Genomic DNA, 25,502 nt, shown 5'->3' with positions numbered 1-25,502 from the left:
CGGGGAGTACCTCCGCAAGCCCTTCTGTCTCGCCTCGACATCGACAGTTGTTCGATGGCCTGATCGACATTTCATATCGCACACGGGGGGTCACTACGATTAATTAATTTCGCCCGTGGTTACGGCCTTACTTCATCTACCCCTCTCAAAACCGTCTGTATCGGTAGAATTCAGCAAATTTAATCTCGCACACGGTACCCATATTTATTTATGGTTTCGACCTAACTGCGCAAATATGGCTGACGGCGACGATCAACAGTCCCTCTCACAATCTATCAAAGGTCGTCTCCAGGAGGGCGTTCAGAACTCGGTTTTTCGAGATAAGGGTCTTCTTGACCCGGATGCCGTCATCGACGAGGACCGAATCGTCGGTCGTGATGACCAGCTGGACGACATCATCACCTATCTCCGACCGGCATTACAAGGGAACCGCCCGCCCAATATGCTTCTCTACGGGCCATCGGGGACGGGGAAGTCACTCATCATCAATGCGGTCTGTCAGCAGGTTCTTGAACTCGCGAACGCCCAAGACGACCGTTTTGGCGTGATTAAGATCAACTGTCAGACAATCAAATCACACGATAGGGCCGTCTATCGTCTTGTAGAAAACGCCGCTGATGAAGCCGACGTCGAAGTCGGTGTTCCGCAGAGTGGCGTCTCGACAGACCAGAAACTCAGCCGGTTCTATGAGATCCTGAGTAACAACTTCGACTCGGTCATTATCATCTTGGATGAGGTCGACCTTCTGGTGGGACGACAGCGGGACCCGAACGATGAACCAGCATACTCAAAGCTGCTTTATCAGCTCTCTCGGGCATCACAACTCGGTCAAATCGAGGGACACGTGTCTGTTGCTGCGCTCACAAACGATCCCCGGTTCATGGAGAACCTTGACGGCCGGGCTGAGAGCTCGTTCAATCCGCAAGACGTCGTCTTCTCGGATTACGATGCGGATCAACTACAGTCCATTCTAAGACGACGTCGTGATGCGTATCGGGACGATGTCCTTGAAGACGGTATCATTCCACTTAGCTCAGCGTTTGCGGCACAGGACCATGGTGACGCGCGGAAAGCGATCGATCTATTCCGGAAAGCAGGCGAGATTGCGGACCGGGAGGGCGAAGATACGGTTCATGAAGGACACGTTCGCGATGCCCAGAAAGAAGCGGAACGGGATCGGACGTTAACTCAGATGCAGGGACTGTCGACCCAAAAGAAGCTCTCGCTTTACGCTACTGCGATTGTCCCCGTCTACTCACAACGCAACCTGAACGCTGTTCCCAGCACAGTTGCATACCGTGTGTATCAGTATCTCACTGACTTACTTGACGCCGATACAAAATCGCGCGACTCCTATCTCCGGTACATGAGTGAAGCAGAGACATACAACTTTGTCACCTCAGAAAAGCGGGGACGCGGCTACGGGAGCGGCGTTCACAAGGAGTACACGTTCGTTGACGATCCGGGAGTGGTTGCTGAAACCCTTCGAGCTGATATACGGATCGAAGAGGCAGACAATGAAGGTGATCTTATCAAGTCTGTTGTCAACGCACAGATAGATGATTTCTTTGAAGGAAAGTAACACAGGGCGACACCGTTGCCGCTATTAGATTCATCTCGCACACGGGGTGTGATTCCGCCGGAAGAAATGTTATATGTACCAAGTATGTCTGACAACAGTATTCACGATTTCATTTCGCACACGGGGTGTCTCCGCTCGACTCATCAACTGATTCATCTCTCACACGGGGTCCGCCTTGATCGAGAGTGGAATCATTTCGCACACGGGGGGTTCTAACCAGATTTCTCTGAGGATTTCATTTCGCACACGGGGTGTGTTGACCTCAATATCGGGCTAGCTATCCGTTCTACTCGTCAGGATTGACTGGAGACTTATACTTGGATTTGACTTGGTCTCCATCCCGCCACTGCCAGTAGTAGTAGCGATTGTCGTTGATCTCCTTGATCGTGACTGTCGCTTTGGCAGGGACGTCGTCTGGGAGATCGTCTGGTCGCTCTTCGACCTCCTCTTGATTTGCCGACTTCTTGAGACGAGCCTCTCGTTCCTTGTGCTTGGCTAGCGCTTCAGCGTACGTGGCAACGTCTCGAAGATGCTCTGGGGTCGACTCATTAAGCGCGTTGACGACCTCCGTTGCGAGGTCTGCCGGTGGGGTCGGAGGTTCGTAGGACATTGGCTACTTTCGTATTAACCAACACAGACTGCCAATGTATAATCCTGTTGGTTAATTGTGTTCGGCTCTGTCAGCTCCTAAAGCGCGTGAATAGCAAACTATTCACAAATAGAGTGGGCAGTTACGCGTCGTCGGGCCGAGGTGCGTTCTCGTACTTGACCATCTTCTCGGACTTGTTGGAGATCGTCTTGTAGATCTCTTGCAGCGTCTCTTCGGCTGCGAGGAGGTTGCGATCGTCGAGGAATTCACGACCCTCATCGGTGAGGCCATAGAACTTCCACGGGTACCCCTGGCGGCGTTCGTCGTCATCGAGAGCGACCTCTTTGACAATCCCAGTGTCGATCAGCTTCTGAATGTGTTTGTAGACGGTGGCTTCGCTCACGCTGGGGTTGAGTTCCTCGAGTTCGTGCATCGACGGAAGCTGGTCGGGATGCTGGAGGATGTTGTTGATAAGGGCGAATCGCGTCTGCTGGGTGGCGAAGTGGACGACCTCGCGAGGTTCCATCTCTCCAGCGGTCCCTAGTTCGGTGCTCATACCGTACGGTACGGGGTGTGGCGACAAGTAATTTACCCTTGAGTAAATCACTCTCTGGTAAACATTCTTTACTTGACCGAGTAACTTACTCCATAAATCATATCTCTCCACCATGAGAGGCTTGCATAATGATAGACGAGAAGTCGCCTGTGCCTGCTGACGTTCTTAAGAGTGCCAAAGACCAACTTGACGAGGAGGAGATAACGCTGGCCGACAATGAGGAAATCCTTCACGCCTTAAGCGAGTTGACGCCGGTCTACGAGCACGACCGGTCGTACTTCGTGCTCGGAAACTACGATCGTGAGCCGATCCGACGGCTGAATTTGGTAGTTGACCAGCTTAACCGTCGCACCGACGCGTACGCGTTTCGGATGGTCGACATCCGCGGCGAGTGGGATAACAGCATCCAGAAATTCTGTCTGATCGCCGATATCGTGACGTACCTCGTCGGCGTCGCCGAGAAAGAGCCAAGTGACTTCCTCGTTGAACAAGGGCTGCTCGTTGGTACGACGGATTACTTCGCGAAAAGCCACGTCCTCAAGCGGAAGTATGCGGATGAGGATCATCCGTTTGGCTGGATGCAAGACGGCGTCTTCGAACTGTTCGAGCAGGAAGGCCGGCTGTATCGCTGGCGAACCGAGGAGGATCTCGTCGACGTGACTGGCGAGCTGCCGTGAGGCAGATCCCGCACGCGGCAGCACTGCCAGTTCAAACCCGCCAGGCGTCGAGCGCGGCCGTTACGTCGACGATCGCCCCTGGAACCGTCTGGTGGTTATCCGGGAAGAACGTCCGGAAACGGGTACTCGTCTCGCGTCGCTGCTCGCGAAACTGTTGCCGTTCGTAGCCCGACGGACTCGACTGATCCGGTGTGGATCTATCACCATAGGCATCACAGCTTTGCGAGTTCCCGTCGAGGATCCAGTAGGGTTTAGAGAAACGATGACAACGACGTACGACGAATGGAAATCGGAGCAGGACAGCGTAACAGTCACCGTCGACGGCCACGACGTCGAGATGGCGTACCGGGACGAGGGTGACGGCGACCCGGTCGTCTTCCTCCACGGAATCCCGACGAACTCGTATCTCTTCCGTGAGCAGTTCGAGGCCGTCGCGAAGAACCGGCGCGCGATCGCGGCGGACATGATCGGTTACGGCAACTCGTCGATGTACGACGGGTTCGATCGGTCGATCCGCGCCCAGGAGCTCGCTGTCCGAGAGCTCGTCGACGAGTTCGGGTTCGACACAATCGATTTCGTCGGGCACGACTTGGGTGGCGGTGTCGGGCTGCGCTACGCGGCCCGGACGCCCGATGCGGTCGACCGGCTGGTGCTGTCGAACTCCGTCGCCTACGACTCGTGGCCGATCCAGACGATCACCAACCTCGGACTCCCCGAGACGGCGCGCGAGACGAGTGTCGAGGAGCTTCAGGAGATGCTCGACGGGCTGTTCCGCGACACGCTCTACGGCGACGACCACGACGAGGCGTTCCTCGAGGGAATGAAAGCGCCGTGGGGCAGCGAGGAGGGGGTTACCTCCGTCGTCCGCAACGCGAGCGCGACGAACACGTGCCACACGACGGAAGTCGACCCGGCTACCGTGACGGCTGACACGCTCCTTCTATGGGGAACCGAAGACGAGTTCCAGCCGATCGAGTGGGCCGAACGGCTCGAATCCGACATCGACTCGTGTGAGCTCGTCGGCCTCGAAGCCAACCACTGGGTTCCGGAAGACCGGACGGCCGAGTTCACCGAATACCTGACCGAATTCCTGTCGTAGAGGACCGGTTCCGGGAGTCGACGGAGAAGGGAAGTCTTGTAATGACGTTGGACTTCTCGGCGTTTCACAGGTAAGCAAGGCGGAGTTCCACGACTTCGGTCGTGGGTCACCGACGGCCTGATGACTGCCCGGCGGGCGTGTTTGGATGCAGTGAGACGAATCGGGATGGATGAGAGGGTGTTAGTCGGCGTTGCTTGCTACTTCTGTGCTGTTCTCTAACCGTGAGACAACGTCGTCGGTTTCGGCGGTTTCGTGCGCGATGAAGCCGAAGTTGGTCAGTGCCGCCTTGAGCGCCTCCCGACCGTCGGGCCGTGGGCGTCCAACTGACCACGGAGCCACGTCACGAATTCCTTGAAAGAGGGGTTCGCGTGCAACGCTACCCAGTCGGTGAAGTAGAACGGAAGCCCGGCAGTCGAGTCGTGCGCTGAAGCTTCGCGCGTCGCCCACTCGGCGTAGATCCACTCCGCTGGAACGATGGCTGCGAGTGTTTCGGCGTAGCCACCCTCGCGGGCAGTGCGACCGAGCAAGTCGGCGAAGGCGGCCGTGGTCGTGGACAGTTCTGGCTCCTTCCAACGAGCGTCGTCGACGCCAAGCGCGCTGAAGGAACGCTCGAAGTAGTCGTTTTCCTCGTCAGTCAGGGTGCCGAGAAATTCGACGTGCGCGCGCTTCGTTGATACGTCGGGTGCCTTGGGCCACTGCGAAGCCGAACGTGCTCACGAGATCGTCCACGAACGCGTAGTCCTGGGCGAGGTATTCGGCGAAGACCGCCTCGGATAGCGCGCCACTACCGAGCTCGCGGGTGAACCGATGATCGACGGCGTTCGTCCAGTTGGGTTCGGCACGCTCCCGCAGCCAGTCGGTGAAACGAGGGTCGCTGACGGTGGCCCGGTAGTCGTCTACTTATCGGGGACACCCGTCACAGGTCCCACCCTTCCTGCGTGTAGGCCATCTCCCAGAACCGATACTCGAGCTTCGCGCTGGTTAGGAACGCCGCTCTCATCGCGTCGTGTTCGCCGGGGAACCGTTCGCCACACCGGTCGACGAAGTCGCGACACCAGTCCGTCGCCTCACGGAACTCGTCGCTGGTGTACATCTCGATGAAGGGCGTGTACCGGTGTTCGTCGGTGGCAAGCGACGCCATGTGCTCTCCGACGTCGAGGTAGCCCTGCATGCACGGGTACATCGCGGCCGCGATCTCCGCGATCGACCCCTCGTAAGCCGTCCGGATCAGAAAATTCGTGTAGGCCACGCATGTGGGCGCCTTCTCGACTGCTTCGAGCTCGGCGTCGGAAATCCCGTAGCCGGCCGCAAAGTCGCGGTGGAGACCCATTTCGTGGTCGAGCACCTGGTGGGCCACGCCGAGTAAGTGCGTCATCGTCTCCTCGTCAGTGGCCTTGGCACCCGCGAGTGCGAACAGCCGAGCGTAGTCCAAGAGGTACCGGTAGTCCTGTTTCACCCAGTACTCAAACGCCGTCTCGTCGAGAGTCCCGCTCGCGAGTTCGCGGACGAAGGGGTGATCCTTCTGGGCCGCCCATACATCCTGTCCCGCCTCAAGGAGGGTATCGCTGAATGGCACTACCGAGCCGTACCGTCCGAGTGAAAATATAACTTACTTATATCATTGGATTATATTTTGGGCGTCGTCGACGTCTTCGAACCTGTGGCTGACTGCGTTTTCACTGTCGGATCGATGCGACAATTCCTCGTTCTCTCCCGACAGTCAGTCCAGTTCGACCGTCCGATCCGCCCAGGAACGGAGTTCCGTCAGTGCTGCCCGTTCCCGACGTGACACCGGGTCGTCCGTTCCGAGCTCATCGGAATCGAACGCGTTGAGAACAGCGCGTGTCGCACGGTCGCAGTATCCTGTGAGCTTGTCCGCCTCGACGGCGGCGTGCTGGAGCGGGATGGTCGCATCGTTGACGAAGACAGCGTTTGGATCCGGGGCGGCGTCCAGAATCTCTATACCGCGTTCGGCGTTGTCCTTCGCAAGCGCAATCGCCTCCGACTCGTCGGCCCCTTCCGCCCGGGGGGCATGCGCGTCGAGGACGCCGTGCCAGACACCGTCGGGAATGGTAGTGAAACGGTCCAATCGACCGCCCAGGATCCGGCCGTCGCGTTCTAGTTCGGGCGCGAACTCCAGAACCACGAGATCATCAGTGCCGTGCCGGTCGACCCACGCCTCGAGGGCGCGGGCCGTGAGACGGGTTTTTCCGGCCTGGGACGGCCCGACGATCAGCGTCGAGCCGGTCAGCGGGAACAGAAACCCAGTCACGCCAGAGTCACCTCCTCGCGAACGTACTGTCCGAGGAGGACGAGCGTCGCGGCGGCGAGGACGAGCGCGAATGCAAACACGAGTCCGGAAAGCAGATCGAAGCCGGTCGCGATCTGCTCCCTGACGAAGTTGGCCGCGAGACCGCCCGAAACGGCGAGCAAGGCGAGCCCGCCCAAGTTCGCGAGCGTCGAGTTCGAGGCTCCGACGCTCTCGGCGTTCAATAGGTAGAGGACGATGGCGATGGCGAAGGGCGTTCCGACCGTACCAAGCGCGAGAACGAGGACGAGCTGTCCGATGACCTCGCCGCCGATGAACGCACCGGGCACCGACAGTACGGCAAAGGCTGCGAGGAGCATGCGATACCGCGTATCCTCGACGGTCGTGCCCCAGCCGAGTTTGTCGGCAACGAGGAACGGCGGGACGATGGTGTTGCCGCCGAGCGTCGAGACGGCTGCACCGCCAAGGCCGAGCAGGAACAGCCACTTGGCGGCCGGACCGACTAGGGGCCCGAGGGCCTGGGCCGCACCGACGGTCGTCAGATCCGGATCGGTCAGAGTACTCGCTGAGACGAGGAAGATGGCGACGCTGTAAATGCCGAACGCGATCAGCATTGACGCCAGAACGTCCGCCGTCGCGAGGTCGTAGTCACGTTCCGTCCAGCCCCGGGCTCGCATCGTGTAGGAGTGCATCGTGATCAGTGTGATGTGGACGGCGCCCCCCAGGATGCCCGCAGCGACCAGTGCGCCACCGCCGGGCAGCGTCGGCGTCAGCCCCTGGCCGGCCTGGCCAAGGTCGATCGAGACGACGAACAGCGAGGCGACGAAGGCCAAGACGACCGCGGTCACCAGCAGCTTCGCGAAGAGTTCGACGAATCGGTACCCCCGACCGGCCAGTCCCAAAACGAGGATGGCGCCCCAGGCGACGCCCCAGAGGCGTGCGTCGATCCCCGTGATCGTCGCCGAAACGGAAGCGACGGTGTTCATGATGACGAGCTGGGCGACACCGGCCGCGATGACGACGTCCGCGACCAGGATCCACGCCCAGGTCTCCCCGAGGTGTTCCTCGACGACGCCGACAATCCCCCGCTCGGTGAGCAGACCCAGCCGCATCGCGAGGTACTGTGCCAGGGCACCGGCGAACGCGGAAAGCACGACAACCCAGAGGAGTTGATAGTCGAAGATCGCCCCCGCAGTGATCAGACTCGCCATCGTCGCCGGACCGGCGGCGATCGCCCCCGCGATCCAGGAGGGCCCCATGGCGCCGAGGTACTTGCGGACTGTCCCGGCGGCGCGCGAATATTCTATAGTCATACAACCCGAGAATACTATGTCTAATAAAAAAGTATCCGTATGTAGCCACCGTGGAGTCGACCTGCCCCGGTGAGTCCTGTGCACGCTATGCGTACAGATCCGATGAGATACGGACTTCGTCAATGAGATACGGACTCTGTGCACCAGTGGCCCCACCGCTTTAGCAGATGGATTTCATTCAGTTCTCCAGTGTCGGTACGGTCCTCTTGGAGAGGTCTTTCTGGGCAGGACCATCGATGACCGTTCCTTCCGGGGTGTACCGGGATCCGTCACAAGGACAGTCCCAGCTTTCCCCGGCGCCGTTCCACCGGAGCACGCAGCCGCTGTACGTACAGGTTCCGGAAACGGCGTGCCACTCATCGTTGTTGTCTCGGTAGACGCCAAGCGGCTCGTCGTCTCCGGCCATGACCGTCCCCTCGCCACGGTCGAGAGCCGGCAGATCTTCCGCCTTACGAGGATTGCGGCGACCGTTGATGAACTGCTTCATCATTTTGCCACCCGCCTTGGGCAACCGTTTCAGGGATTTCAACGGCGGGATCCGGTTGGGATCGTACAGCTCCGCCCACTCGTTGTCCCGCCCGGCGATCAGGTCGCTCAGCAGCAGTCCAGCTACCGTTCCGTGCGTCATTCCCCATCCGTTGAAGCCGGCTGCGACGTAGACGTTGTCGGAGAACGGCGAGATGGGCCCGATGTAGGGCACCTGATCCATCGTCATGTAGTCCTGTGCGGACCATCGATAGGACTCGTAATGAGCGTACTAACCGATTGACCGACGTTGATGTAGTGGACCTCAACACTCCCGTTGTTGTGACGGTACATCGTTTCATTGCTTCGGCGTTACAACTAGAATGGGAAAATAGACGGGAAAGCTAATATCGGCATCATACCTTTCGAAAATCATTCGAGATATGCGTATAGCATCTACTACCCAGTGTCTGTTCAGTTAGTACTCTTCAGCGACCGGCTGTTTTAAACGATAATATGTCTGAAGAAGATGATTTCAACAGAGCCAACAAGGACAATTCGTCCCGGAGTAATCCCCTCATCGGTCAATTTCTTCCAGAGCTTCCGTAGCGACATCGCCCAATTCCCCGGCCTCGATATGTGAGTAGCGCTCTCGGACCATTTCTTCGGAGTTGTCGAGATAGCGAGCCGCGACCGTATACCCGAACGCGCGGACTAGCACCTCGCCCATCCCACGACGGCCACCGTGCGGAGCGAGATAGTCGTGTTTCGGATGGTCAATATCGATCTCCGCGGCCTCCGAGAGTCGCTGCAGAATCGACCGTGCGCCGTCTGTCGTGATCGATGGCGGTCGGATATCTTCATTGAGCGCCAGTAAAAAGTCGCGAACGTACTTGCCACGTTGCTCCTCGATCGCATCCGGATGTTCCCCTCGGTCGGCTAGCTCCTCTTGTACGAGTGTCGCGAGCGTCCGTTGGTCGAACGTCGGAAAGACGGGCCACCGCTCCGTCGGTGGATCCATCAGCTTGCGGTAGCTTCGCAGCGGTGAGATCACCGGACGGGAAGACTGGCGGCGTCCCACTGCTGTTTCTTCCGGTAGACATCCATACTCCCGTCCTCAAGCGAGATGTCCTCCCAGCGGACGCCACGCCGTCGCGGGTCGTTCGGATCCCGGAGCAGTTCCCCGACACGAACGGCCGTGTACGCGAGGACGAACACCAGGGCTCGGTCACGAGCCGCCTTCAGCGCTGCGTAGCGCGCTCGCTGCTTGTCGAGGGGATCAGTATCTTCCGGGAGTGTCGTGTACGCTTCGACGGCATCACGAACCCGTTCGTCGACGTACTGGGTAAGGGTGTGGCGCTGTTCGGATGTCCAGGCCTGCTGATCACCGGGCTTGCGGCCGTCGTCCTCCGGCAGCGGCGCCATCGCACTCGCCCGTTGCGCGTAATGCGCTTCGAGATAGCCCTCGTTGACGCACCAGCCACACCACGCAGAGATATAGCGGTAATAGGTTTGTACCGTGTTCTGCTTGAGTCCTCGATCCCCACCGAGATGTCGGGCGTACTCCCGAAACACGCGTTCATCGAGATCGTCGAAGGTCGGCTCGCGGTCGACGTCGTCGGGGACGATCCCGGTCCAGTCGTCGTCGCCGCGGTCGCCGGCAACCCATTCGGCGAACCGCTCGAGCTCGCGGGCAGCGTTGCGTCGGTAGTTCCCACCATCGCCACCGCGGCCTTTCCCCTTATCCTGGAGGTAGCGCTCGAAGGAATTCGTGAGTGACTGATCGGCGCGTTCTCGGGGTGTCATGGTTCCTCGTTCGCGTACTGGTAGGTCGGACGGACGTCCTCGAGGAGCTCTTCGACGATTTCCCAGAGAACCAGGGAAGGGGTCTCGTGTTCGAATGTAATCCCCCAGCGGTCCTCCGTATCGGCGACTGAGTACTGGAAATGCGCCCGTCCGAGATCGGGATGGTCCTCATCCTGGTGCCAACCGGCGTGAAAGCCCGTGTTCGGGTCGGTGTAGTTGATACGGAACCAATCGCGAGGGTCCTGCCGATACCACTTGACGGTCAATTCCGGCGAATCAGGGCCTGTCGGGGGATCCAGACGGGCCGGATCGAAAATCGCCCGCAGCTGCTTGGCCTCGATATCGTCAGGAACGTACTCGACGGCCGTGATCTGGGGAACACGGTCGAGGACGTCTCGCTTCAGCTGGGCGTAGAGGTTCGCGTTCGGATCACCACCTGGATGCGGGACCGACATTCGTTAGCTACTGGCCTCAGCGGGCTCTGTCGTCGGAGCGAGGAAGTCCCATTCGCGGATGGCGAAGCCAACGATCTGGATACGCCGCTGAAGGTGCTCCCACTCGCCGGCAATCTTACGGCGATGGTCTTCCTCCTCAGCGTCAAGAGACTCGTCAGCGAGCGTCCCGCGAAGCTGGTTCGGTGACTCGACCTCGAATTCATTCTCCCAGTCGCGAATCTGCGTCTTCATATCGGCGAGACGGTCCGTGAGCTCCTCGACAGTATGCCCGCTGTCTCGAAGCCGCATCGCCTCCTGCATCGCTTGGCGGCGGTAATCAGGGTAATACGTCGTGTGAGTACCGCTTTCGTCACGGTGGAGGATGCCGTCGTCGACGAGTCGATCGAGGACGCGCTTAGTAGGTTTGTGTGACCAGCCCGCTTCAGAAGCGATCCAGTTGGCCGTCTGTGGCTCCGACAGCTGTCGAGCAACCATCCGTACGCGGTCTTCACCCGTGGTCTGGCGTTCCATCAGGCTCTCGGAGTTCGATTCGTCTTCGGACATACAACACCGTTCGCGCTTTGTCTTAATATAGGTTGAGGTAGGTAATCACATATCGAACATAGAGAATAGTTCACTGAAATTCGCCGGCTGTGATCGTTTCGAGATATTCGACGCTGACGTAGCGAAACTCGATACGGTCGCTGAAGCCATGTTGCGGAAGAAGCGTCTCGGCGGCTCCTCCTGCGGGTTTGTCGGTCGTTAAGAGCACAACGTGATCGGCCCGTCCAGTGTCGAGTAGTTGGGCAGCAAGCCCGACGAGTGCCGTATCCGCTTTCTCGATGCTGTCCTCGTCGCGGTCGGTCTCGCTGGCGATGAACCGACGCGTTTTGTCCATTACCGTCGAGACGAGTGGATTGGCGTAGTTGAGCTCGTCGGCAACAACGATCCAACCTTCTTCGAATCCATCGGGATAGGGTATGTTTCCGGAGGGATATTCGTCCGCAACAGGATCGCCCCCAAGCTCCTCGTAAACGCGCTGTGGGATCCGCAGCGAGACATCGGCCTGTCGGAGAGCTCGACGAAGCCGTTGAAATTTGTTGTTGTCCGGTTCACCACACCGAACGAAGACACCAGTATCGGCGATATAGACCGTTGTCATGCAGCCGCGTCGGCGTACTCGGTGGCAACTGGCTCCAGCGCTTGGAGGATAATCTCGGCTTCAAGCGGAGAGAGGTCAAGTTCTCGGGCTGTAATTCGATGGTTGACCGTCCCGTCGACGTACTCGTAGGCATATTCGAGTGCGACAGCAAGGCCGTCGAGGCCATGGCGCTCAATGTAGACGTCGATGTCTGTGTCCTTCTCGCGGCGGGCAACAGCGGCGATAAGTGCTGGCGTGATCGTTTGGGTCTCGCCGTCGGCCGAAAGCATGAGAGCGATTGACTCAGCATCGTATCCGTACGGGCGCTGCTCGCGAGTTTTCTGTACTAATCCCGCTGTTTCGAGGTTCTGGACGTAGTCGTAGGTCGTTCCCTGCGGGATATCGAGCTCGTCGACAATCTCGGAAACTGTGGTGGGGCCCTGCTGCAAGATGTAGGCGTATATTCGGGCGAGTCCGGGATTTTCGAGAAGATTGGCCACCGTCTGGAGCTGCTGAATTGGTGGCTGGCCCGATTGGGGTGGTGATTGCGCCATCTCAATTATGAGTTATGGATAATTCATAATAAGGCTTCCGGCGACAGATTGGAGTTCGCAACAGATCCGAGACAGGCTGGGGAACAGCCGCTAGTAGCGTCTCTACCCCGAGGGAAGCGTCTTTCTGAGCCGATTGTACCATTCGTGCTTCACCGACGGCGGCTGGGTACTCCAAAGTGGTCGTGATTACGGGGATAATCAGGACCACTTACTGTATTCGGCCATCGGGAGAATTCGAGGATCTGGAGTCTCTTAGCGCCGGAATTCCGCACTAAAGGAGAATGTATATCGCATATCGCTATACAAACTTCCGAGCCTTTGGAAGTTGAGACTATGGCGGGTTTAGCGGGCCTGTGATGCGTGGTTTCGGCCGGTTCAATTAGTGGAGACTGACTCAGATTGCTCACCAAACGGCCTGTCTTGTTGAACTTACAACCATATACGCGAATTTCGGAGACGTCCGACAGCATTGCCACTCAGATGCTACGCTACCACGGGGAGAGCCCCATTACTATCCGATTCCGGTTTCCTTCTTCACCAGCGTCAGCGTGTTATCAGCCGTTACGATCGGCGAGTGTTCATACTCACCGTTCAACTCGACCTGCACGAGTAGATCGACCGCTCGCCAGATCGAGTACAGCAAACAGGCGAACGCGAAGTAGAAGAATCGCAGTCCAAAATTCTTCGAGGTCGTCGCCGCCATGAATCGTTTAATCGACTTGTAGCCGCTCTCGATCTCCCACCGATAGCCATACTCAGTGAGAAGGCCACTTCCTCGGTTCGTCATGAACACCGAATATTGCCGATGGTCGTCGTGTTCGGAGTTCTCTTTCCGACGGTAGATCAGCGTCGTCGAGTGCCACTCGTTGTCGCCCAAGTGCAGTTTTCGATCAGTCTCGTAGCGATCTTTCCCTCGCTTGAGAAGGCGCTTGGCTTGGGCTTTCTCGCTGGTCTGCATCCGCTTTGGGACGACGTAGGAGAGCCCGCGCTGGCTGATCATCTCCAGGACGTGCTGACTGTCGAACTCCCTGTCCATCAGGACGTTATCGACGTGAACGAGTTCCTCTGCAGAGTCAAGCAGATCTTCAACAATTTCCTTACGTGACTCGCCTCGTCGAACTGGTCGCGCATCGAGCACGAGTGGGACAGCGTTGCCGACCAGCTGGACTGTCGCCCACTGGTAGGCGTACTCGTCGTTCTTCTCCTTCGTTCCGATAATCTCGTCCTCGTGGTCCGTCCTATCGCCCGTGAAGGGATCGTCCTCGGTGATGTCGATGGCAACGATACCTGCGCGGAAGAACTCCTCCGTCTCCGCGAGTTCGTTAATGAGTTGCCGGATTGCCTGTCGGTACATCTCGCGAATCTGCTCGATAGGGAGATCGCGAATCTGGTCGCGATGACCATGCCCGAGTGGTGTTCGCTCACGCGTCGACTCGTGGATGAAGCTTCGAGCGCCCTCGTTGGCGGCCAAGTTCTCACGGAGTCCTAAGTAGGTCTGTAAGCCCCAGTAGGCGTTTTCGGGAATCTCACAGCCCTCGCCGCGGTTGAGCGAGAACGCAGGGAACACAACGCGACTGACGTGCTTGGTAATCGTCCCTGCCTTGTCGAGAATGGCCTGGTCGTCAGGGTTCGATTCAGCGGCATCGTGGCCTCGATGCGGGAGGTTTCGTTCTGGTTCGCGTGGTACGGCGACATCCGCGTTTTGCGCTTTGATGAGGATCGTTCGAGCCGCTTTCTGGACCGTCTCGCGGAGATCTCGCGTGAAGCGCTCGTTCCAGCTGCGCCACAGTGTCGATTGATCAGGCACCGTCCCCAACTCTAGGCGTCCGCAGAGTGCGGGGTGGCTATCGAGGTACTCGACGAGAGATGTTTCGTGCTTCCATCCGTGGAGTTCTTTCAGCACGAAGACGCGAAAGAGGGTATCCATCTCGTAGTGTGTCGAACTTCCGTAGCAGTCGTGGGCCTCGAAGCGGAAGTAGGCCAGAGGAATCGAGCAGACAAACTGTTCGAGTGAGTCATGGTCAGGGTGCGTAAACCAGACACTTGAGACGACTCGAACGTCCGATTCTACCCCGGCGAGCGAGGTTCGATCGTACAGCGGTGTCGAGTCATATGTGGGCCACTCGACGTGCTGCTGGTGTGCGATCCGACGAAAGACGCTGCGCCGAGACTCACAGGTTGGTGCCACTACGGGACGCTGGACATTTCACAGCCAAGAACTCGTTCTCTTCGACGGACAGTCAAGAGAGCAGACTACAGGTGGCCGTATCCCTTCCGTTCGAGTTCTGCTTCCAATTCGACGTGCATCGCTTCAACCGTCTCTTCACCGAAATGCTGTCCCGTCATGGCACCTGATATCTCTGCGATTTCAGCGTGCCACTCACGTACTGCGTCCGCAAGGGCCGCGAGGAGTTCTTCCTCCGTCTTGTCTACCCCATCGACTTCCTCAACGACCTGCCACCCCAGCTGGAAGTTTTCGAGGACGTACCCCGTATCCTCGAACTGAATCGCAAACCGCTCGCAAACCGCCCCGAACCCGGTTTCGAGACTGAGTAGTGGAATGACGTGGACGATATCATCGCGCTTCTCCAACTCACGAAGATCCGCAACGGGGACCGCAGTTTCAGGGAGCACTGAATAGAGTGGATCAGGGAGCGGCGGATCGCTTTCAGTGGTTCCCGGAGAGGCGTACTGGTCGTCGATAGGATCGCCTTTCTCTTTCACGATCTCCGGTTCTTTGTCGCTCGACTCATCACTGAGAACCTCCTTCAAGATGGCGTAGAACCGCCATTCATCACCGTAGTCGTAGAGATAGCAGATGCGATCGTACTGTTCGAGACCGAGCTGGCGGGTCATCTCGCCGATCGTCACCTCACCGGCATTCTCAATCCGTTCCGTACGCAATACCGGATCGCCACCAAGCGACTCCTCGTACTCTTGCGGGCACTGGTATTTGACGGCGCTGTCCCAGTAGTCTTCACCCTCTCCGACGAACCAGAGGTGGCCCTGGTCAAGCCCGACTGCAGGGTTGATCGCCGACTGAAACTCGGTGATAGTTCTATCCGCGCCGACAACGAGATCCCGCCACAGTGACGTCGGATCGGGGTCGAACTTGACGCGAAAGCGGTAGGCAGTCATCCTTGCATCTCCGTACCTGTGCGGAAACTGGTGAGATCGTCGATACGCTGTTCGAGCTCTTCGATCTCCGCTCGGAGCTGGTTCGCCTCATCGTCCTCGCTAGCAGCGAGTCGGTCCTTCAGCCCCTGGAGCCGGGATTCTTTCACATCTTCATCGACCTCCGCTTTGCGAACGTATTCGCTTTCTCCGACCTCGTACACATCGGAGTCGGAGAGCGTAGTGACTTCAAGTGCTTCATCGACTTTCGAGCGGTCGACGCTCAGTACACGCTCACGGTCGATGCCAGCGTTCTCGAGCCGTTCCAGCACCTGCTCGTCGTCTTTGAGCGAGCGGTTGCGGCGACTCGTCCGTTGGACAGAGCCGTACTGCCCGGACACTGGACGGTCGTGATGGAGTCGAGCGAGGAGGACATCCGCGACCTCTTGGCGGAAATCATTGGCATCTCGCTGCACATCCGAAAGCAGTGTGTAAAGATTCACCAACGCGTTCGTCTCTAGTTCAGGGAGATCTGTCACATCGTGACGTTCGAGTGCGTCGATGAGGAGGAGCGCGTCCGAGTAGACATCCAGTCCGTCGGGTTCTGTTCGTTCTTGGTCTGTGGGTTCCTGTTCCGCGCCCACCACCTGCGTCGCCGTCGCGACCTCTGATTGTGTGATGATGCCAGCGTCCTCATCAACCTCGAATCGTGGATGGACACTCAACACCGCAGGGTATGGATCGGCATCCGCCGGGAGACGGTCAAGATCAAACCCGTCCGGAGCGTCCTCGATTCGGCGATAGAGCGTTTCGAACTGGTCGCGCTGGAGCGGCCGCGTCTCGTCTCTGTCTTCGAACTGAATGATGACGCGAGCGTCCTGTACGTCAGTAATACGAAATCGCCGATGGGAGAGTGGCGTAATGAGCGTCGCACTCTCGGGGAGGTCGTCAACCTCCTCGAGAAGCGTGTGCCAGCTGGCGGTGAAAGACATATACAGTGGTTGCGAGCCATTCCGACTAAATCTTGTTCACGACGCGGCCACTGGCAGGCAGTCTCTGTAACAGACAGTCTGATACGTGGCTCTTCGGAATTACCGATATGGCTGAGACGTACGCACTCCGTGTTCAGATCGAGTCACACGAGTACGATGGCGAGTTCTATCTCGTCGGCGACGGATACGGAACCCCAGCAGACGTGTTGGATAACGTCGCTGCCGACCATCTCCTGCAAATCGCGAATGCGCCACGTATCGAAGAATACCTGCTCGATGTGCTGAAGCACGGAGAGAATACAGATGAAGCCGAGTATGAGGCGACAGACAGCAATGTCGAATGCTGGATTCACGTCGATGTCTCCTACCAGAGGTACGCCTTCGGTGTCGGGGACAGCGTGTTTGAGTTCTCAAGCGAACCGACCAAGAGTGAAATCGCGTCGACTGTCACGCAACTCCAGTCGTAGGCTGTGGACTCTCGTTTAGGGATCGAAGTGGTAGATGTAGGGGTGGTCAGCCTTCCCAGCGGGCATAATCTCTTCGAGTAGCTTGCGAACCTCGGATTCGGAGGGGGCACTAGTGATAATCCGATCATCGTAAATGGCTACATAGGCTTCATTGAGTCCCAACTCGCGCAGTTCGCGACCCAAGCTTCGGGCTCGTGCCTTCCCCATCTCCTGGTGGTAAATCCGCTCCAATTCGTCGGATTTCTCTCGTAAATGCTCGATCTCCGACGCGTATCGCTCTCGGTTACGCTTGTTCTTCATGTAGAAGCGCAACTCCTCGGCGTCCGTCTTTTCGTCTTCCTCGGGTGCTGGAAGCGAGTCGATTATGCCGAAGCGATGTTTGGCCTCTTCGTACTCGTCGTCAATGTCAGTACTGAGCGAGCCCCCGAAAATGATATTCTTAATTCCGATCCACCCGTCGTAGACGATCTGATCCTCGAATGGTAACAGAGCGACACTCGAAACCGGGACTGGAAGTGCGGATTCATCCCACAGGTCGGCGAACGGTAGCCGAGCTGGGCGGACTGCGTATGTTTTCGGCGGTTCTGTCCAATCCAGGAAGATCGCGTCGTCTTCACGATAGCGGACGACGACGAACTCCCCAGTGATGAAGTCCGTCCATGCTGCGACCTGCTCGAGATCAGCTTCCGACAGGTCAGCAGGGTTCTGTTCAACGAAGTCCCCTATCAGGTCCGTCGTTGACTCGTTGTACAGCGTGTTTCGGAGCGGCAGAAGCTCGTCAGTATAGTGCTGTTCGAGGTCAGCGACTGTTTCGATCTCTTCGATAACATCGAATCGATCGTTGACATACACCAATAGGTGGGCGTACAGGTCAAGAAACCGTTGTTCACTCTCTTCGGACAGCCGTCTGTCGGCTTCACTCATTGGTAATAGACGTGTTCACGGTCACACTAATCAGGCGTTTCGAACTTCGATCAAGCCCGTCATCGATACTCCGAGATCGTACGATACGGGATGTAGTACCCAATTTCATCGATCCAGGTCGACAGCCACACGTCAGCAGTCGCTTCATCAATCTTTCCAGCATCGATTGCAGCCAACAGAACTCCGACCGACCCGACAACGGTCACGCCCTGGTCTTTCGCAAACAACCGGGCATCTCCGTCGTCTGTGAGCAGTCGACCGTCGTGTGCGTCGGCGAGGGTGAACGCCTGTGCTTCCCCGGGATCAAGATGCCCACCAACAACGGCTTCTCTGTTTGCGACAGTATCCGAAATCGTCGCGACTGGGATTTCGTTATCAAGCGTATCGAGTGCTTCCTGGAGATATGGGTGGTTATCAACGCCGTGTTCGAGCTCCTCACGAACGACTGGTACCGTACAGATTCCAGAGAGGTCAGCAACTACCCACAGCTGATCGATGTACGCAAAATTCGAGAGGACAGTCGTGTTCAGGACGCTCGGGTTCGCTGGAATATCATCACCGGTCATTTCGCACGTGACTCCTCGTCGTCCGAATCCTCATCACCGAATTCGAGTTCGCTTGCTGCCTCTACCTCATAGGCTGCGTCGTCTTCGTCAACGAGTCCGAGACGGAGTTCGACGCCGTGCTCACGGAGGATATCACGCATTGTCCAGCGGTCGACATCAGCGAGTCTCGCAGCATCACCGAGCGTGATCCGCTCTCGTTCGTAGAGAGCCACCGCAGCTGCAATACGTTCGTTCTCGTGGTCCTCGAAGTATTCACGCACGAACTCTCGCAATGCATCGCTCTTGCCACCAAACACACCAGCCTCAACAGCACCCTCGATGAGGAGGTCGAGGTCGTCTGGATATGACCCGGTGATTCGTGCCATCGTTCTATCCCAGAGTACGTCTTCATACTATTTATGAACTACGCCAGAATACCATATGCATTGAGAAGGCCGGTCTCAACTACTGACCCCATTGGGAAGTTGAGACTACAGCGGGTATAGCGGGGCTGTAATGCGTAGATTTGACCGATTCGGTAAACGGGAACTACCTCAGATCGTTCTCCAAGCGGCCATTCTTGTTGAACTGATAACACCATAGCCGAATTTCGGCGACTTCCGACAGTGTTGCCACTCAGATGCTGCGCTAACCTAGGCTGAGGGCTTTATTACCCGATTCCTGTTTCCTTCTTCAGCAGCGTCAGCGTATTATCGGCCGTCACGATCGGTGCATGCTCGTACTCTCCAGTCAATTCGACCTGCACAAGCAGGTCCACCGCTCGCTAGATCGAGTACAACAAACAGGCGAACGCGAAGTAGAAGAACCGCAACCCGAAGTGCTTCAACGTCGTGGCGGCCATGAACCGCTTGATCGACTTGTACCCACTCTCGATCTCCCACCGGTAGCCGTACTCTGTGAGGTGCCCGCTCCCTCGATTCGTCATAAACACCGAGTACTGCCGGTGATCGTCGTGCTCGGAGTCCTCTTTCCGCCGGTAGATCAGCGTCGTCTCGTGCCATTCGTTCTTGCCGAGATGGAGCTTGCGATCGGTTTCGTATCGGTCCTGGTCACGCTGGAGCAATCGCTTCGCCTGAGCCTTCTCGCTGGTCTGCATCCGCTTCGGAACGACGTACGAGAGTCCACGCTGACTGATCATCTCCAGAACGTGCTGACTATCGAACTCCCGATCCATCAAGACGTTATCGACGTGAACGAGCTCTTCGGCGGAGTCAAGCAGATCCTCAACGATTTCCAGTCGTGTCTCCCCCTTTCGGACGGGGCGCGCGTCCAGCACGATTGGGACGGCATTGCCAACCAACTGGACCGTCGCCCATTGGTAGGCGTACTCCTCGGTGTTCTCTTTTGTCCCGATGATCTCGTCCTCGTGCCCGGTCCTGTCGCCGGCGAAAGGATCGGCTTCGGTGATATTGATTGCGACGATGCCTGCGCGGAAGAACTCCTCTGTCTCTGCAATCTCGTCGATGAGGTGCCGGATCGCCTGTCGGTACATCTCGCGAGTCTGCTCGATAGAGAGATCGCGAATGTGGCTGCGGTGGGCGTGTCCGAGTGGTGTTCGATCCCGCGTTGACTCATGAATGTAACTGCGGGCTCCTTCGTTCGCAGCCAGCCGCTCGCGAAGTCCGAGATACGTTTGTAAGTTCCAGTATGCGTTCTCGTGAATCTCACAGCCGTCTCCACGATCCAGCGAGAATGCTGGGAAGATGATGCGACTGACGTAGTCGGTGATTTTCTTTGCCCGCTCCAGAACGGTCCGACCGTCCGGTACTGAGTCGTCTTCATTATCGTTCCGATAGCTGAGCTTCCGCTCTAGTTCTCGTGGAATCTCGATACCCGCCTTCTGGGCCTTGATCAAGATCGTTCGAGCTGCCGTTTGGACGGCCTCGCGTAGGTCGACAGAGAACCGCTCGTGCCAACTGCGCCATACTGTCGATTGATTCGGCATACGCTCAAAACCGAGGTGTCGTCGAAGTGCCGGTCGCTGTTGGAGGAACGTCAAAAGTGCCGTTTCGTGGTCCCAGCCGTGAATCTCTTTGAGCAAGAACAACCGCACCAACTGTGGCATCTGATACCGCGTAGAGCCAAAATATTCGTCATGCGGTTCGAAATCGACGTATTTCAGCGGATACTGACATATGAACTCCGCAATCGACTCGTGGGCGTCGTGATCGAACCAGACTCTAGCGACGGTTCGAATGTCCGATTGGAGAGCGGATACTGAACTCCGGTCGTATAGTGGTGTCGACCCGTATGCAGGCCACTCGACGTGCTGTAACTGTGCGATAGTCCGAAAGACATCCTGTCGCGATTGCTCTGTTGATGACATTAGTCGAGAATAATCCGTCCGAGAGACGCTGTAAGGTCTCCTCGGTCAGGAGGTACAGCCATGCTTCGAAGACAGCTAGGGGACCACGTTGCTATGCGGAACGCGGTCGGATGTTACCAATTGAGGCTACCCCCGCTCTGGTATTCGGTCACCTGCGTCTCGAAGGAATTCTCTTCCTTGTTCAGGTTGACTTACCTGAAGATAGGCGCTAAGGCCCTTTCCTCAACGAGCGACCGGAGGGAGCGAGTAGGGAGGGGATACAGCGTCCCCAGAAATCAAAGATTTCTGGTGTGCGAACGAATCGCGGAGCGATTCGTCAACGCCGTCATCGCCTGTTCATACACCCGGTACACTCGGCCCGCAGGCCAACGGTCCGGAATCTTCATGTCCCTACAAAGTCTATACATCGTCTATGGAACGGTTCGAACTCAACGGCCACGAAGTCGTAGACGGCGACGTTCGCGCCACCGGCAACGGCGCACACGTCTACGTCCCGCGACGGTGGCTCGGCGCTGATGTGAAAATCATTCGCGTTTCCGAACCCGACCAAGACGACGAATAGGCCATGAACTACAACTACAGGTATCGACTCCGACCGTCCGACGCGCTCGAAGAACGGTTAGCGTGGATCGTCGATACCTGCCGGCAGGTCTACAACCACTTTCTCCACCGACTCAACGAGTAGACGACACGTCGTCCTACTCGGAACAGAAGCGCCTGCCGGACCTCAAGGACTGGTGGACCGACCTCAAGCAAGTCCACTCGAAAGTCCTACAGAAAGTCGTGCAACGACTGTACGACAACCTCTCGACGCTTCGCGGCCGCAAAGAGAAGGGCTACCGCGTCGGGACGCTCAACTGGAAGGGATCGGGAGAGTACCACTCGTTCACCTACAGTCAATCCGGCTTCGAACTCAAGAACACGAGTGGTCGGACGCGGCTGTGGCTCTCGAAGGTTGGCGAGATACCCCTCACCTTCCACCGCGACCTCCCCGACGACGCCGAGATAAAGACCGTCACGGTGAAACAAGAGCCGACGGGCGAGTGGTTCGCCACCCTCGGCGTCGAAACGCCGAACGACCCACCTGCGAAACCCGATGAGTTGGCCGACGTAGTGGGTATCGACGTGGGTATCCTGAAGTACGCCCACGACACCGACGGAACGGTGGTCGAGTCGTCGGACCTACGCGACGAGCGAGAGCGGCTGGAACGCGCCCAACGCAACCTCTCGCGGAAAGAACACGGCTCGAACAACTGGGAGGAACAGCGCAAGACCGCCGCGCGGCGGCACGCCGACCTCCGCCGGAAGCGCCGCGATTTCCTCCACAAGCTCTCGAACTACTACGCCCGGGAGTACGACCTCGTGGCGGTCGAAGACTTGGACGCGAAAGGCTTGGTCGAACTCCCCGGCAACTCCCGAAACCGCGCGGGGGCGGCGTGGGGAACGTTCCTGCGGATGCTCGAATACAAGTGCGAGCGGGAAGGCACGCACTTCGTGGCGGTCGAACCAGCGGGAACGACCAAGGAGTGCGCGGCGTGCGGTATCTCGACGGACAAGCCGCTCTGGGTCCGCGAACACTCGTGCCCGTCGTGCGGGTTCACCGCCGACCGGGACTGGAACGCGGCGTACAACATCTTGGTACGCGGTCTAAAGCAAGTAGGGACGGGCTGTCCCGAATCAACGCCTGCGGAGACTGCGCTCCCTACGGGGACCCATTCGGTTCCTGCAAAGCGCGTCGTGGAAACAGGAAGCCCCACCCTCAAGGAGCGAGCCGCGAGCGCGGCGAGCGAGTAGGGTGGGGAGGAAGTCACATGGACCACTCTATCATACCGGCCGATGGGGGATCAGCTCTCACAGGCCTTACATTCGAGGATGTCTCGGCTGAACTTCTGTGCGGCGTTCACGCTGTGTTGGTAGTAGAGACTCTTCACCCCTTTCTTCCAAGCCTCGATGTAGAGCTGGTTTATCTCCTTGACGCTCACTTCGCTCGGATCGATCGAGACGTTCAGGCTCTGTGCCTGATCGATGTGTTTCTGCCGCTGCGCTGCCTGGTTGATGATCGCCATCTGTGGGATCTCGGCGAAGGTCTTGAACACCTCCTTCTCCTCGTCGGTCAGGCAGTCGAGGTGTTGCACGCTCCCGTCGTTCTGTGCGATGCTGTCCCAGACCTCGCGTTCGTCTCTGCCTCGCTGTTTCAGTATCGCCTCGAGGAACCGGTTCTTCTGCGTCGATTTTAGCTTCGCACCGTCGCGGACGAAGTAATTCGATTTCAGCGGTTCGATGCTCGGACTGACCTGCCCCAGGATGACACTGCTGGATTTCGTCGGGGCCACGCTCATCGTCGTCGCGTTCCGGCGACCGTAGCCCTCGAGCACCTCCGGCTCGCCGAACTCGTCGGCGAGCCGACGACTCTCCTCGTAACTTCGCTCCTTGATGGTGCGGAAGATTGCCTCGTTTTTCTCCATCGCCTCCATGCTGTCGAACGGAATCATCTCGCTCTGGAGGTAGCTGTGCCAGCCGAGGACGCCGATGCCGATCGCCCTGTGCCGTTTCGCAAACCGCACCGGGCGATCCATGAACTGCGTCCCCTCCGCCTCTTGAATAAACTCCTCCATGACGGTATCAAGGAACCGCGTCAGCGTTTCCACTGCGTCGGTATCCTTCCACTCGTCATAGTGGAGCGCATTCATCGATGAGAGACAACAGACGAAACTCTCATCTGGCGTGGCTGGCAGTGCAATCTCGGTACACAGGTTGGAGGCATTGATTTCGTAGCCCTTGTCCTTGTAGACCTGTGGCTTACCTTCGTTCATGTTGTCCCGGAAAATGATGTACGGGACACCGATGTTGATCCGCGCCTCAATGATTTCTGCCCACGTCTCTCGCTTCTCCTCGTCGCCGTCGACCATCGCCCGGAACCAGTCGTCACCGATGATGACGCCGTAGTAGATGTCCTGTACGGGGTCGCCCTCGGTCTTGATGTTGAGCCACTCGTCCAGATCGTCGTGTTCAACGTCTATGTACCCCGCGAACTGGCCGCGCCGCGTCTCGCCCTGGCTGACGACGTTGATGATCGTGTCGAACAGCTCGGTGAAGCTGTAGCTTCCGTTGCTCTTGCCGTTGTTCGTGATCGGGCTGCCTCGGGGCCGGATCTCGCCGAAGTACCCGCTGGTCCCGCCGCCCAGCTTGGTCATTTCGCCTACTTCGGCCTGCGTGTAGAGGATGCTCTCCATGTTGTCCTCCATGTAGCTACCGAAGCAGCTGATGGGCAGGCCTCGGTCCAGACCGAAGTTCGACCACACCGGACTCGCGAGGCTGTAGAAGCCCCGACTCATGTAGTCGTAGAACTTGTCCGCGAAGCCGTCGTCGTCCAGGATCTCCTCGGCCCGCTCCGCGATCTCCCTGACACGCTCCTCGGCCGTGACACCCTCGATCAGGTACCCCTCGTCGAGGAACGCTCGGCTGTCCTCGTTCAGCCAGTAGAACGGTTCCTCGTGCTGCTGGTTGACCTCGTCGAGTGCTGGTTCTGTTTGTGCCATCGTTAGAACATGTCCTCCGCGGTGATGCTCTGTGCGTGTTTGTTGTACGTGGTCGACCGCTTGCTGAAGAAGTCGTTGTCCTTCGTCATCATGATGTCCTCGTCGAACCACCGTGTCTCCTCGAGCAGGTCATCGTCCGGGTCGAATATCGGCTCGACACCGACGTTCTCGAGGCTCTGGTTGAACCGGTCCCGCAGGAACGCGTCGACGTGCACCCGGGGAAGAAACTCTAGTTCGCCCTCACCGAAGATCCAGTCCAGTATCTTCATCTCTGCCTCAAACGCCTGCTGACAGGCCGCTTGGACCTCTTCTTCGAAGTCCTCGTCGAAGAGATCCGGATTCTCCTCGCGAATCATCTCTACGAGTTCGACACCGAACAGTCCGTGAATCTGCTCCTCCTTGCTGGTCGCTTCGACGGCGTTCGCGATCCCCTTGAACTTCTTTTCGTGTTTGTCGAAGCTCGTCATGATGAGGAACTGCGAGAACAGCGAGACGTGCTCGACGAACGTGGAGAACAGCAGGAGACTCATCACGTACTCCTGTGTGTCGTCGCTCTCGCTCCTCTCGAGGTACTCGTCGAGGTAGTCGATCCGCTCCTCGATTGCGGGGACGTCGGTCACCTCCTCGAAGTCCTCCGTGATCCCCAGGATGTCGAGGAGGTGGCTGTACGCGTCCATGTGTCTGACCTCGCTCTCGGCGAAGGTCATGCCGACGTTCCCAACCTCCGCTTTGGGCATCTCGTCGTAGATTTCTGCCCAGAAGGTCTTGACCTGGACCTCGATCTGCGCGATAGCCAGCATCGTCCGCTTGATGACGGTCTTTTCGGCCGGAGTCGTGTTGACCTTGAAGTCCTGCACGTCTCCCGAGAAGTTGAACTCCGTGTGAACCCAGTAGCTGTTCCGTATCGCGTCTTTGTACTCGATGACGTCGGGGTACTCGTACGGTTTGAGCTGCGTTCGTTCGGAGAAGATGTCGGTCTCCGGATCTCCGCCTGTGGTTTTGTTTTCAGTCATTGGCACGTACTCCGGAGGAATCGTCCTCTGTTGGTTGGTTTCTGTTTCCGTCGTTCTCTGTACGTCTGGACGTGGG

General features: G+C 57.9%; 23 protein-coding genes and 4 pseudogenes. 6 read left to right on the top strand and 21 right to left on the bottom strand.

Features of this window, described 5'->3' with window-relative positions; translation table 11 throughout:
• Positions 1 to 235 precede the first annotated feature (235 nt).
• On the top strand, positions 236 to 1,582 hold the full coding sequence (locus ACZ5TV_RS13390; protein ID WP_379778075.1) for an orc1/cdc6 family replication initiation protein: 1,347 nt from the start codon (positions 236 to 238) through the stop codon (positions 1,580 to 1,582).
• 286 nt (positions 1,583 to 1,868) lie between these two features.
• Here the strand turns inward: ACZ5TV_RS13390 and ACZ5TV_RS13385 are convergent, their stop codons facing one another.
• Together ACZ5TV_RS13385 and ACZ5TV_RS13380 are read right to left on the bottom strand one after the other, a co-directional pair.
• Positions 1,869 to 2,192, bottom strand: coding sequence for a DUF6788 family protein (locus ACZ5TV_RS13385; protein WP_379778077.1), 324 nt, complete (start codon positions 2,190 to 2,192; stop codon positions 1,869 to 1,871).
• Positions 2,193 to 2,313: 121 nt separating this feature from the next.
• Positions 2,314 to 2,727 (bottom strand): transcriptional repressor, encoded by a 414-nt coding sequence (locus ACZ5TV_RS13380; protein WP_379778079.1) that lies wholly within the window; start codon positions 2,725 to 2,727, stop codon positions 2,314 to 2,316.
• A 128-nt stretch (positions 2,728 to 2,855) separates the two neighbouring features.
• On the opposite strand from ACZ5TV_RS13380, the gene ACZ5TV_RS13375 reads away from it, so the two are divergent.
• Both ACZ5TV_RS13375 and ACZ5TV_RS13370 read left to right on the top strand, forming a co-directional pair.
• Positions 2,856 to 3,404 carry a DUF8170 family protein gene (locus tag ACZ5TV_RS13375; protein ID WP_209486842.1) on the top strand — a complete coding sequence of 183 codons (549 nt, stop codon included), beginning with the start codon at positions 2,856 to 2,858 and terminating at the stop codon, positions 3,402 to 3,404.
• A 262-nt stretch (positions 3,405 to 3,666) separates the two neighbouring features.
• Positions 3,667 to 4,503 carry an alpha/beta fold hydrolase gene (locus tag ACZ5TV_RS13370; RefSeq protein ID WP_209486843.1) on the top strand — a complete coding sequence of 279 codons (837 nt, stop codon included), beginning with the start codon at positions 3,667 to 3,669 and terminating at the stop codon, positions 4,501 to 4,503.
• Positions 4,504 to 4,793: 290 nt separating this feature from the next.
• Here ACZ5TV_RS13370 and ACZ5TV_RS13365 read toward each other — a convergent pair.
• The 13 genes and pseudogenes from ACZ5TV_RS13365 to ACZ5TV_RS13305 form a co-directional block, all read right to left on the bottom strand.
• A pseudogene (locus tag ACZ5TV_RS13365) lies at positions 4,794 to 5,394 on the bottom strand (TenA family protein); the annotation flags it as partial.
• A 25-nt stretch (positions 5,395 to 5,419) separates the two neighbouring features.
• Complete coding sequence (tenA, locus tag ACZ5TV_RS13360; RefSeq protein ID WP_209486844.1) at positions 5,420 to 6,079, bottom strand: thiaminase II; 660 nt, start codon at positions 6,077 to 6,079, stop codon at positions 5,420 to 5,422.
• A gap of 144 nt (positions 6,080 to 6,223) precedes the next feature.
• Complete coding sequence (locus tag ACZ5TV_RS13355; protein WP_379778082.1) at positions 6,224 to 6,775, bottom strand: hypothetical protein; 552 nt, start codon at positions 6,773 to 6,775, stop codon at positions 6,224 to 6,226.
• Positions 6,772 to 8,085, bottom strand: a complete 1,314-nt coding sequence (locus tag ACZ5TV_RS13350) for a divalent metal cation transporter (RefSeq protein WP_379778084.1) — start codon at positions 8,083 to 8,085, stop codon at positions 6,772 to 6,774. Before ACZ5TV_RS13350 ends, ACZ5TV_RS13355 begins: the two co-directional genes overlap by 4 nt.
• 178 nt (positions 8,086 to 8,263) lie before the next feature.
• Positions 8,264 to 8,794, bottom strand: coding sequence for a Rieske 2Fe-2S domain-containing protein (locus ACZ5TV_RS13345; protein WP_209486848.1), 531 nt, complete (start codon positions 8,792 to 8,794; stop codon positions 8,264 to 8,266).
• A 333-nt stretch (positions 8,795 to 9,127) separates the two neighbouring features.
• A pseudogene (locus ACZ5TV_RS13340) lies at positions 9,128 to 10,356 on the bottom strand (phage integrase SAM-like domain-containing protein).
• A complete protein-coding gene (locus ACZ5TV_RS13335) occupies positions 10,353 to 10,811 on the bottom strand; it encodes a hypothetical protein (RefSeq protein WP_209486854.1) in 459 nt (152 codons plus the stop codon). Before ACZ5TV_RS13335 ends, ACZ5TV_RS13340 begins: the two are co-directional and overlap by 4 nt.
• 3 nt (positions 10,812 to 10,814) lie before the next feature.
• Complete coding sequence (locus ACZ5TV_RS13330) at positions 10,815 to 11,354, bottom strand: DUF7342 family protein (RefSeq protein ID WP_209486856.1); 540 nt, start codon at positions 11,352 to 11,354, stop codon at positions 10,815 to 10,817.
• Between the two features lie 70 nt (positions 11,355 to 11,424).
• On the bottom strand, positions 11,425 to 11,952 hold the full coding sequence (locus ACZ5TV_RS13325; RefSeq protein ID WP_209486858.1) for a hypothetical protein: 528 nt from the start codon (positions 11,950 to 11,952) through the stop codon (positions 11,425 to 11,427).
• The gene (locus ACZ5TV_RS13320; protein ID WP_379778087.1) at positions 11,949 to 12,485 is read right to left on the bottom strand and encodes a DUF7437 domain-containing protein; all 537 of its coding nucleotides are present in this window, start codon (positions 12,483 to 12,485) and stop codon (positions 11,949 to 11,951) included. Before ACZ5TV_RS13320 ends, ACZ5TV_RS13325 begins: the two co-directional genes overlap by 4 nt.
• 511 nt (positions 12,486 to 12,996) lie before the next feature.
• Positions 12,997 to 14,673, bottom strand: coding sequence for a transposase (locus ACZ5TV_RS13315; protein WP_379778089.1), 1,677 nt, complete (start codon positions 14,671 to 14,673; stop codon positions 12,997 to 12,999).
• Positions 14,674 to 14,738: 65 nt separating this feature from the next.
• Positions 14,739 to 15,623 carry a DUF7964 domain-containing protein gene (locus tag ACZ5TV_RS13310; RefSeq protein WP_209486864.1) on the bottom strand — a complete coding sequence of 295 codons (885 nt, stop codon included), beginning with the start codon at positions 15,621 to 15,623 and terminating at the stop codon, positions 14,739 to 14,741.
• Complete coding sequence (locus ACZ5TV_RS13305) at positions 15,620 to 16,591, bottom strand: DUF7983 family protein (protein ID WP_379778091.1); 972 nt, start codon at positions 16,589 to 16,591, stop codon at positions 15,620 to 15,622. The genes ACZ5TV_RS13310 and ACZ5TV_RS13305 overlap by 4 nt, the downstream gene beginning before the upstream one ends.
• 107 nt (positions 16,592 to 16,698) lie before the next feature.
• Here ACZ5TV_RS13305 and ACZ5TV_RS13300 point away from each other — a divergent pair, with 107 nt between their 5' ends.
• A complete protein-coding gene (locus tag ACZ5TV_RS13300; RefSeq protein ID WP_209486868.1) occupies positions 16,699 to 17,058 on the top strand; it encodes a hypothetical protein in 360 nt (119 codons plus the stop codon).
• Between the two features lie 15 nt (positions 17,059 to 17,073).
• On the opposite strand, the gene ACZ5TV_RS13295 is transcribed toward ACZ5TV_RS13300, so the two are convergent.
• The 4 genes and pseudogenes from ACZ5TV_RS13295 to ACZ5TV_RS13280 form a co-directional block, all read right to left on the bottom strand.
• Complete coding sequence (locus ACZ5TV_RS13295; protein ID WP_209486870.1) at positions 17,074 to 17,982, bottom strand: hypothetical protein; 909 nt, start codon at positions 17,980 to 17,982, stop codon at positions 17,074 to 17,076.
• A 59-nt stretch (positions 17,983 to 18,041) separates the two neighbouring features.
• Positions 18,042 to 18,548 (bottom strand): PIN domain-containing protein, encoded by a 507-nt coding sequence (locus ACZ5TV_RS13290; RefSeq protein ID WP_379778094.1) that lies wholly within the window; start codon positions 18,546 to 18,548, stop codon positions 18,042 to 18,044.
• Positions 18,545 to 18,913 carry a UPF0175 family protein gene (locus ACZ5TV_RS13285; protein WP_007992717.1) on the bottom strand — a complete coding sequence of 123 codons (369 nt, stop codon included), beginning with the start codon at positions 18,911 to 18,913 and terminating at the stop codon, positions 18,545 to 18,547. The genes ACZ5TV_RS13290 and ACZ5TV_RS13285 overlap by 4 nt, the downstream gene beginning before the upstream one ends.
• Before the next feature lie 284 nt (positions 18,914 to 19,197).
• Positions 19,198 to 20,874 (bottom strand): annotated as a pseudogene (locus tag ACZ5TV_RS13280) (transposase).
• A 412-nt stretch (positions 20,875 to 21,286) separates the two neighbouring features.
• Here ACZ5TV_RS13280 and ACZ5TV_RS13275 point away from each other — a divergent pair.
• Positions 21,287 to 21,436: a DUF2080 family transposase-associated protein gene (locus ACZ5TV_RS13275; protein WP_209486872.1), complete on the top strand. Its 150-nt coding sequence runs from the start codon at positions 21,287 to 21,289 to the stop codon at positions 21,434 to 21,436.
• 3 nt (positions 21,437 to 21,439) lie between these two features.
• Positions 21,440 to 22,668, top strand: a pseudogene (locus tag ACZ5TV_RS13270) (RNA-guided endonuclease InsQ/TnpB family protein).
• Positions 22,669 to 22,718: 50 nt separating this feature from the next.
• Here ACZ5TV_RS13270 and ACZ5TV_RS13265 read toward each other — a convergent pair.
• Together ACZ5TV_RS13265 and ACZ5TV_RS13260 are read right to left on the bottom strand one after the other, a co-directional pair.
• Positions 22,719 to 24,413, bottom strand: coding sequence for a ribonucleoside-diphosphate reductase subunit alpha (locus ACZ5TV_RS13265; protein ID WP_128904688.1), 1,695 nt, complete (start codon positions 24,411 to 24,413; stop codon positions 22,719 to 22,721).
• A gap of 2 nt (positions 24,414 to 24,415) precedes the next feature.
• Positions 24,416 to 25,426, bottom strand: coding sequence for a ribonucleotide-diphosphate reductase subunit beta (locus tag ACZ5TV_RS13260; protein ID WP_379778096.1), 1,011 nt, complete (start codon positions 25,424 to 25,426; stop codon positions 24,416 to 24,418).
• Positions 25,427 to 25,502: the final 76 nt, after the last annotated feature.

The organism is Halorubrum tibetense (genome assembly GCF_055396225.1).
Note: the sequence above shows the minus strand (reverse complement) of the source record. Positions and strands in the feature narration are given on the sequence as shown.

Excerpts from the sequence above, each read along its gene's own strand:
- ACZ5TV_RS13390 (WP_379778075.1), top strand. The coding sequence starts at position 236 with ATGGCTGACGGCGACGATCAACAGTCCCTCTCACAATCTATCAAAGGT.
- ACZ5TV_RS13385 (WP_379778077.1), bottom strand. The coding sequence starts at position 2,192 with ATGTCCTACGAACCTCCGACCCCACCGGCAGACCTCGCAACGGAGGTC.
- ACZ5TV_RS13380 (WP_379778079.1), bottom strand. The coding sequence starts at position 2,727 with ATGAGCACCGAACTAGGGACCGCTGGAGAGATGGAACCTCGCGAGGTC.
- ACZ5TV_RS13375 (WP_209486842.1), top strand. The coding sequence starts at position 2,856 with ATGATAGACGAGAAGTCGCCTGTGCCTGCTGACGTTCTTAAGAGTGCC.
- ACZ5TV_RS13370 (WP_209486843.1), top strand. The coding sequence starts at position 3,667 with ATGACAACGACGTACGACGAATGGAAATCGGAGCAGGACAGCGTAACA.
- ACZ5TV_RS13350 (WP_379778084.1), bottom strand. The coding sequence starts at position 8,085 with ATGACTATAGAATATTCGCGCGCCGCCGGGACAGTCCGCAAGTACCTC.
- ACZ5TV_RS13345 (WP_209486848.1), bottom strand. The coding sequence starts at position 8,794 with ATGGATCAGGTGCCCTACATCGGGCCCATCTCGCCGTTCTCCGACAAC.
- ACZ5TV_RS13335 (WP_209486854.1), bottom strand. The coding sequence starts at position 10,811 with ATGTCGGTCCCGCATCCAGGTGGTGATCCGAACGCGAACCTCTACGCC.
- ACZ5TV_RS13330 (WP_209486856.1), bottom strand. The coding sequence starts at position 11,354 with ATGTCCGAAGACGAATCGAACTCCGAGAGCCTGATGGAACGCCAGACC.
- ACZ5TV_RS13325 (WP_209486858.1), bottom strand. The coding sequence starts at position 11,952 with ATGACAACGGTCTATATCGCCGATACTGGTGTCTTCGTTCGGTGTGGT.
- ACZ5TV_RS13320 (WP_379778087.1), bottom strand. The coding sequence starts at position 12,485 with ATGGCGCAATCACCACCCCAATCGGGCCAGCCACCAATTCAGCAGCTC.
- ACZ5TV_RS13310 (WP_209486864.1), bottom strand. The coding sequence starts at position 15,623 with ATGACTGCCTACCGCTTTCGCGTCAAGTTCGACCCCGATCCGACGTCA.
- ACZ5TV_RS13305 (WP_379778091.1), bottom strand. The coding sequence starts at position 16,591 with ATGTCTTTCACCGCCAGCTGGCACACGCTTCTCGAGGAGGTTGACGAC.
- ACZ5TV_RS13300 (WP_209486868.1), top strand. The coding sequence starts at position 16,699 with ATGGCTGAGACGTACGCACTCCGTGTTCAGATCGAGTCACACGAGTAC.
- ACZ5TV_RS13295 (WP_209486870.1), bottom strand. The coding sequence starts at position 17,982 with ATGAGTGAAGCCGACAGACGGCTGTCCGAAGAGAGTGAACAACGGTTT.
- ACZ5TV_RS13290 (WP_379778094.1), bottom strand. The coding sequence starts at position 18,548 with ATGACCGGTGATGATATTCCAGCGAACCCGAGCGTCCTGAACACGACT.
- ACZ5TV_RS13285 (WP_007992717.1), bottom strand. The coding sequence starts at position 18,913 with ATGGCACGAATCACCGGGTCATATCCAGACGACCTCGACCTCCTCATC.
- ACZ5TV_RS13275 (WP_209486872.1), top strand. The coding sequence starts at position 21,287 with ATGGAACGGTTCGAACTCAACGGCCACGAAGTCGTAGACGGCGACGTT.
- ACZ5TV_RS13265 (WP_128904688.1), bottom strand. The coding sequence starts at position 24,413 with ATGGCACAAACAGAACCAGCACTCGACGAGGTCAACCAGCAGCACGAG.
- ACZ5TV_RS13260 (WP_379778096.1), bottom strand. The coding sequence starts at position 25,426 with ATGACTGAAAACAAAACCACAGGCGGAGATCCGGAGACCGACATCTTC.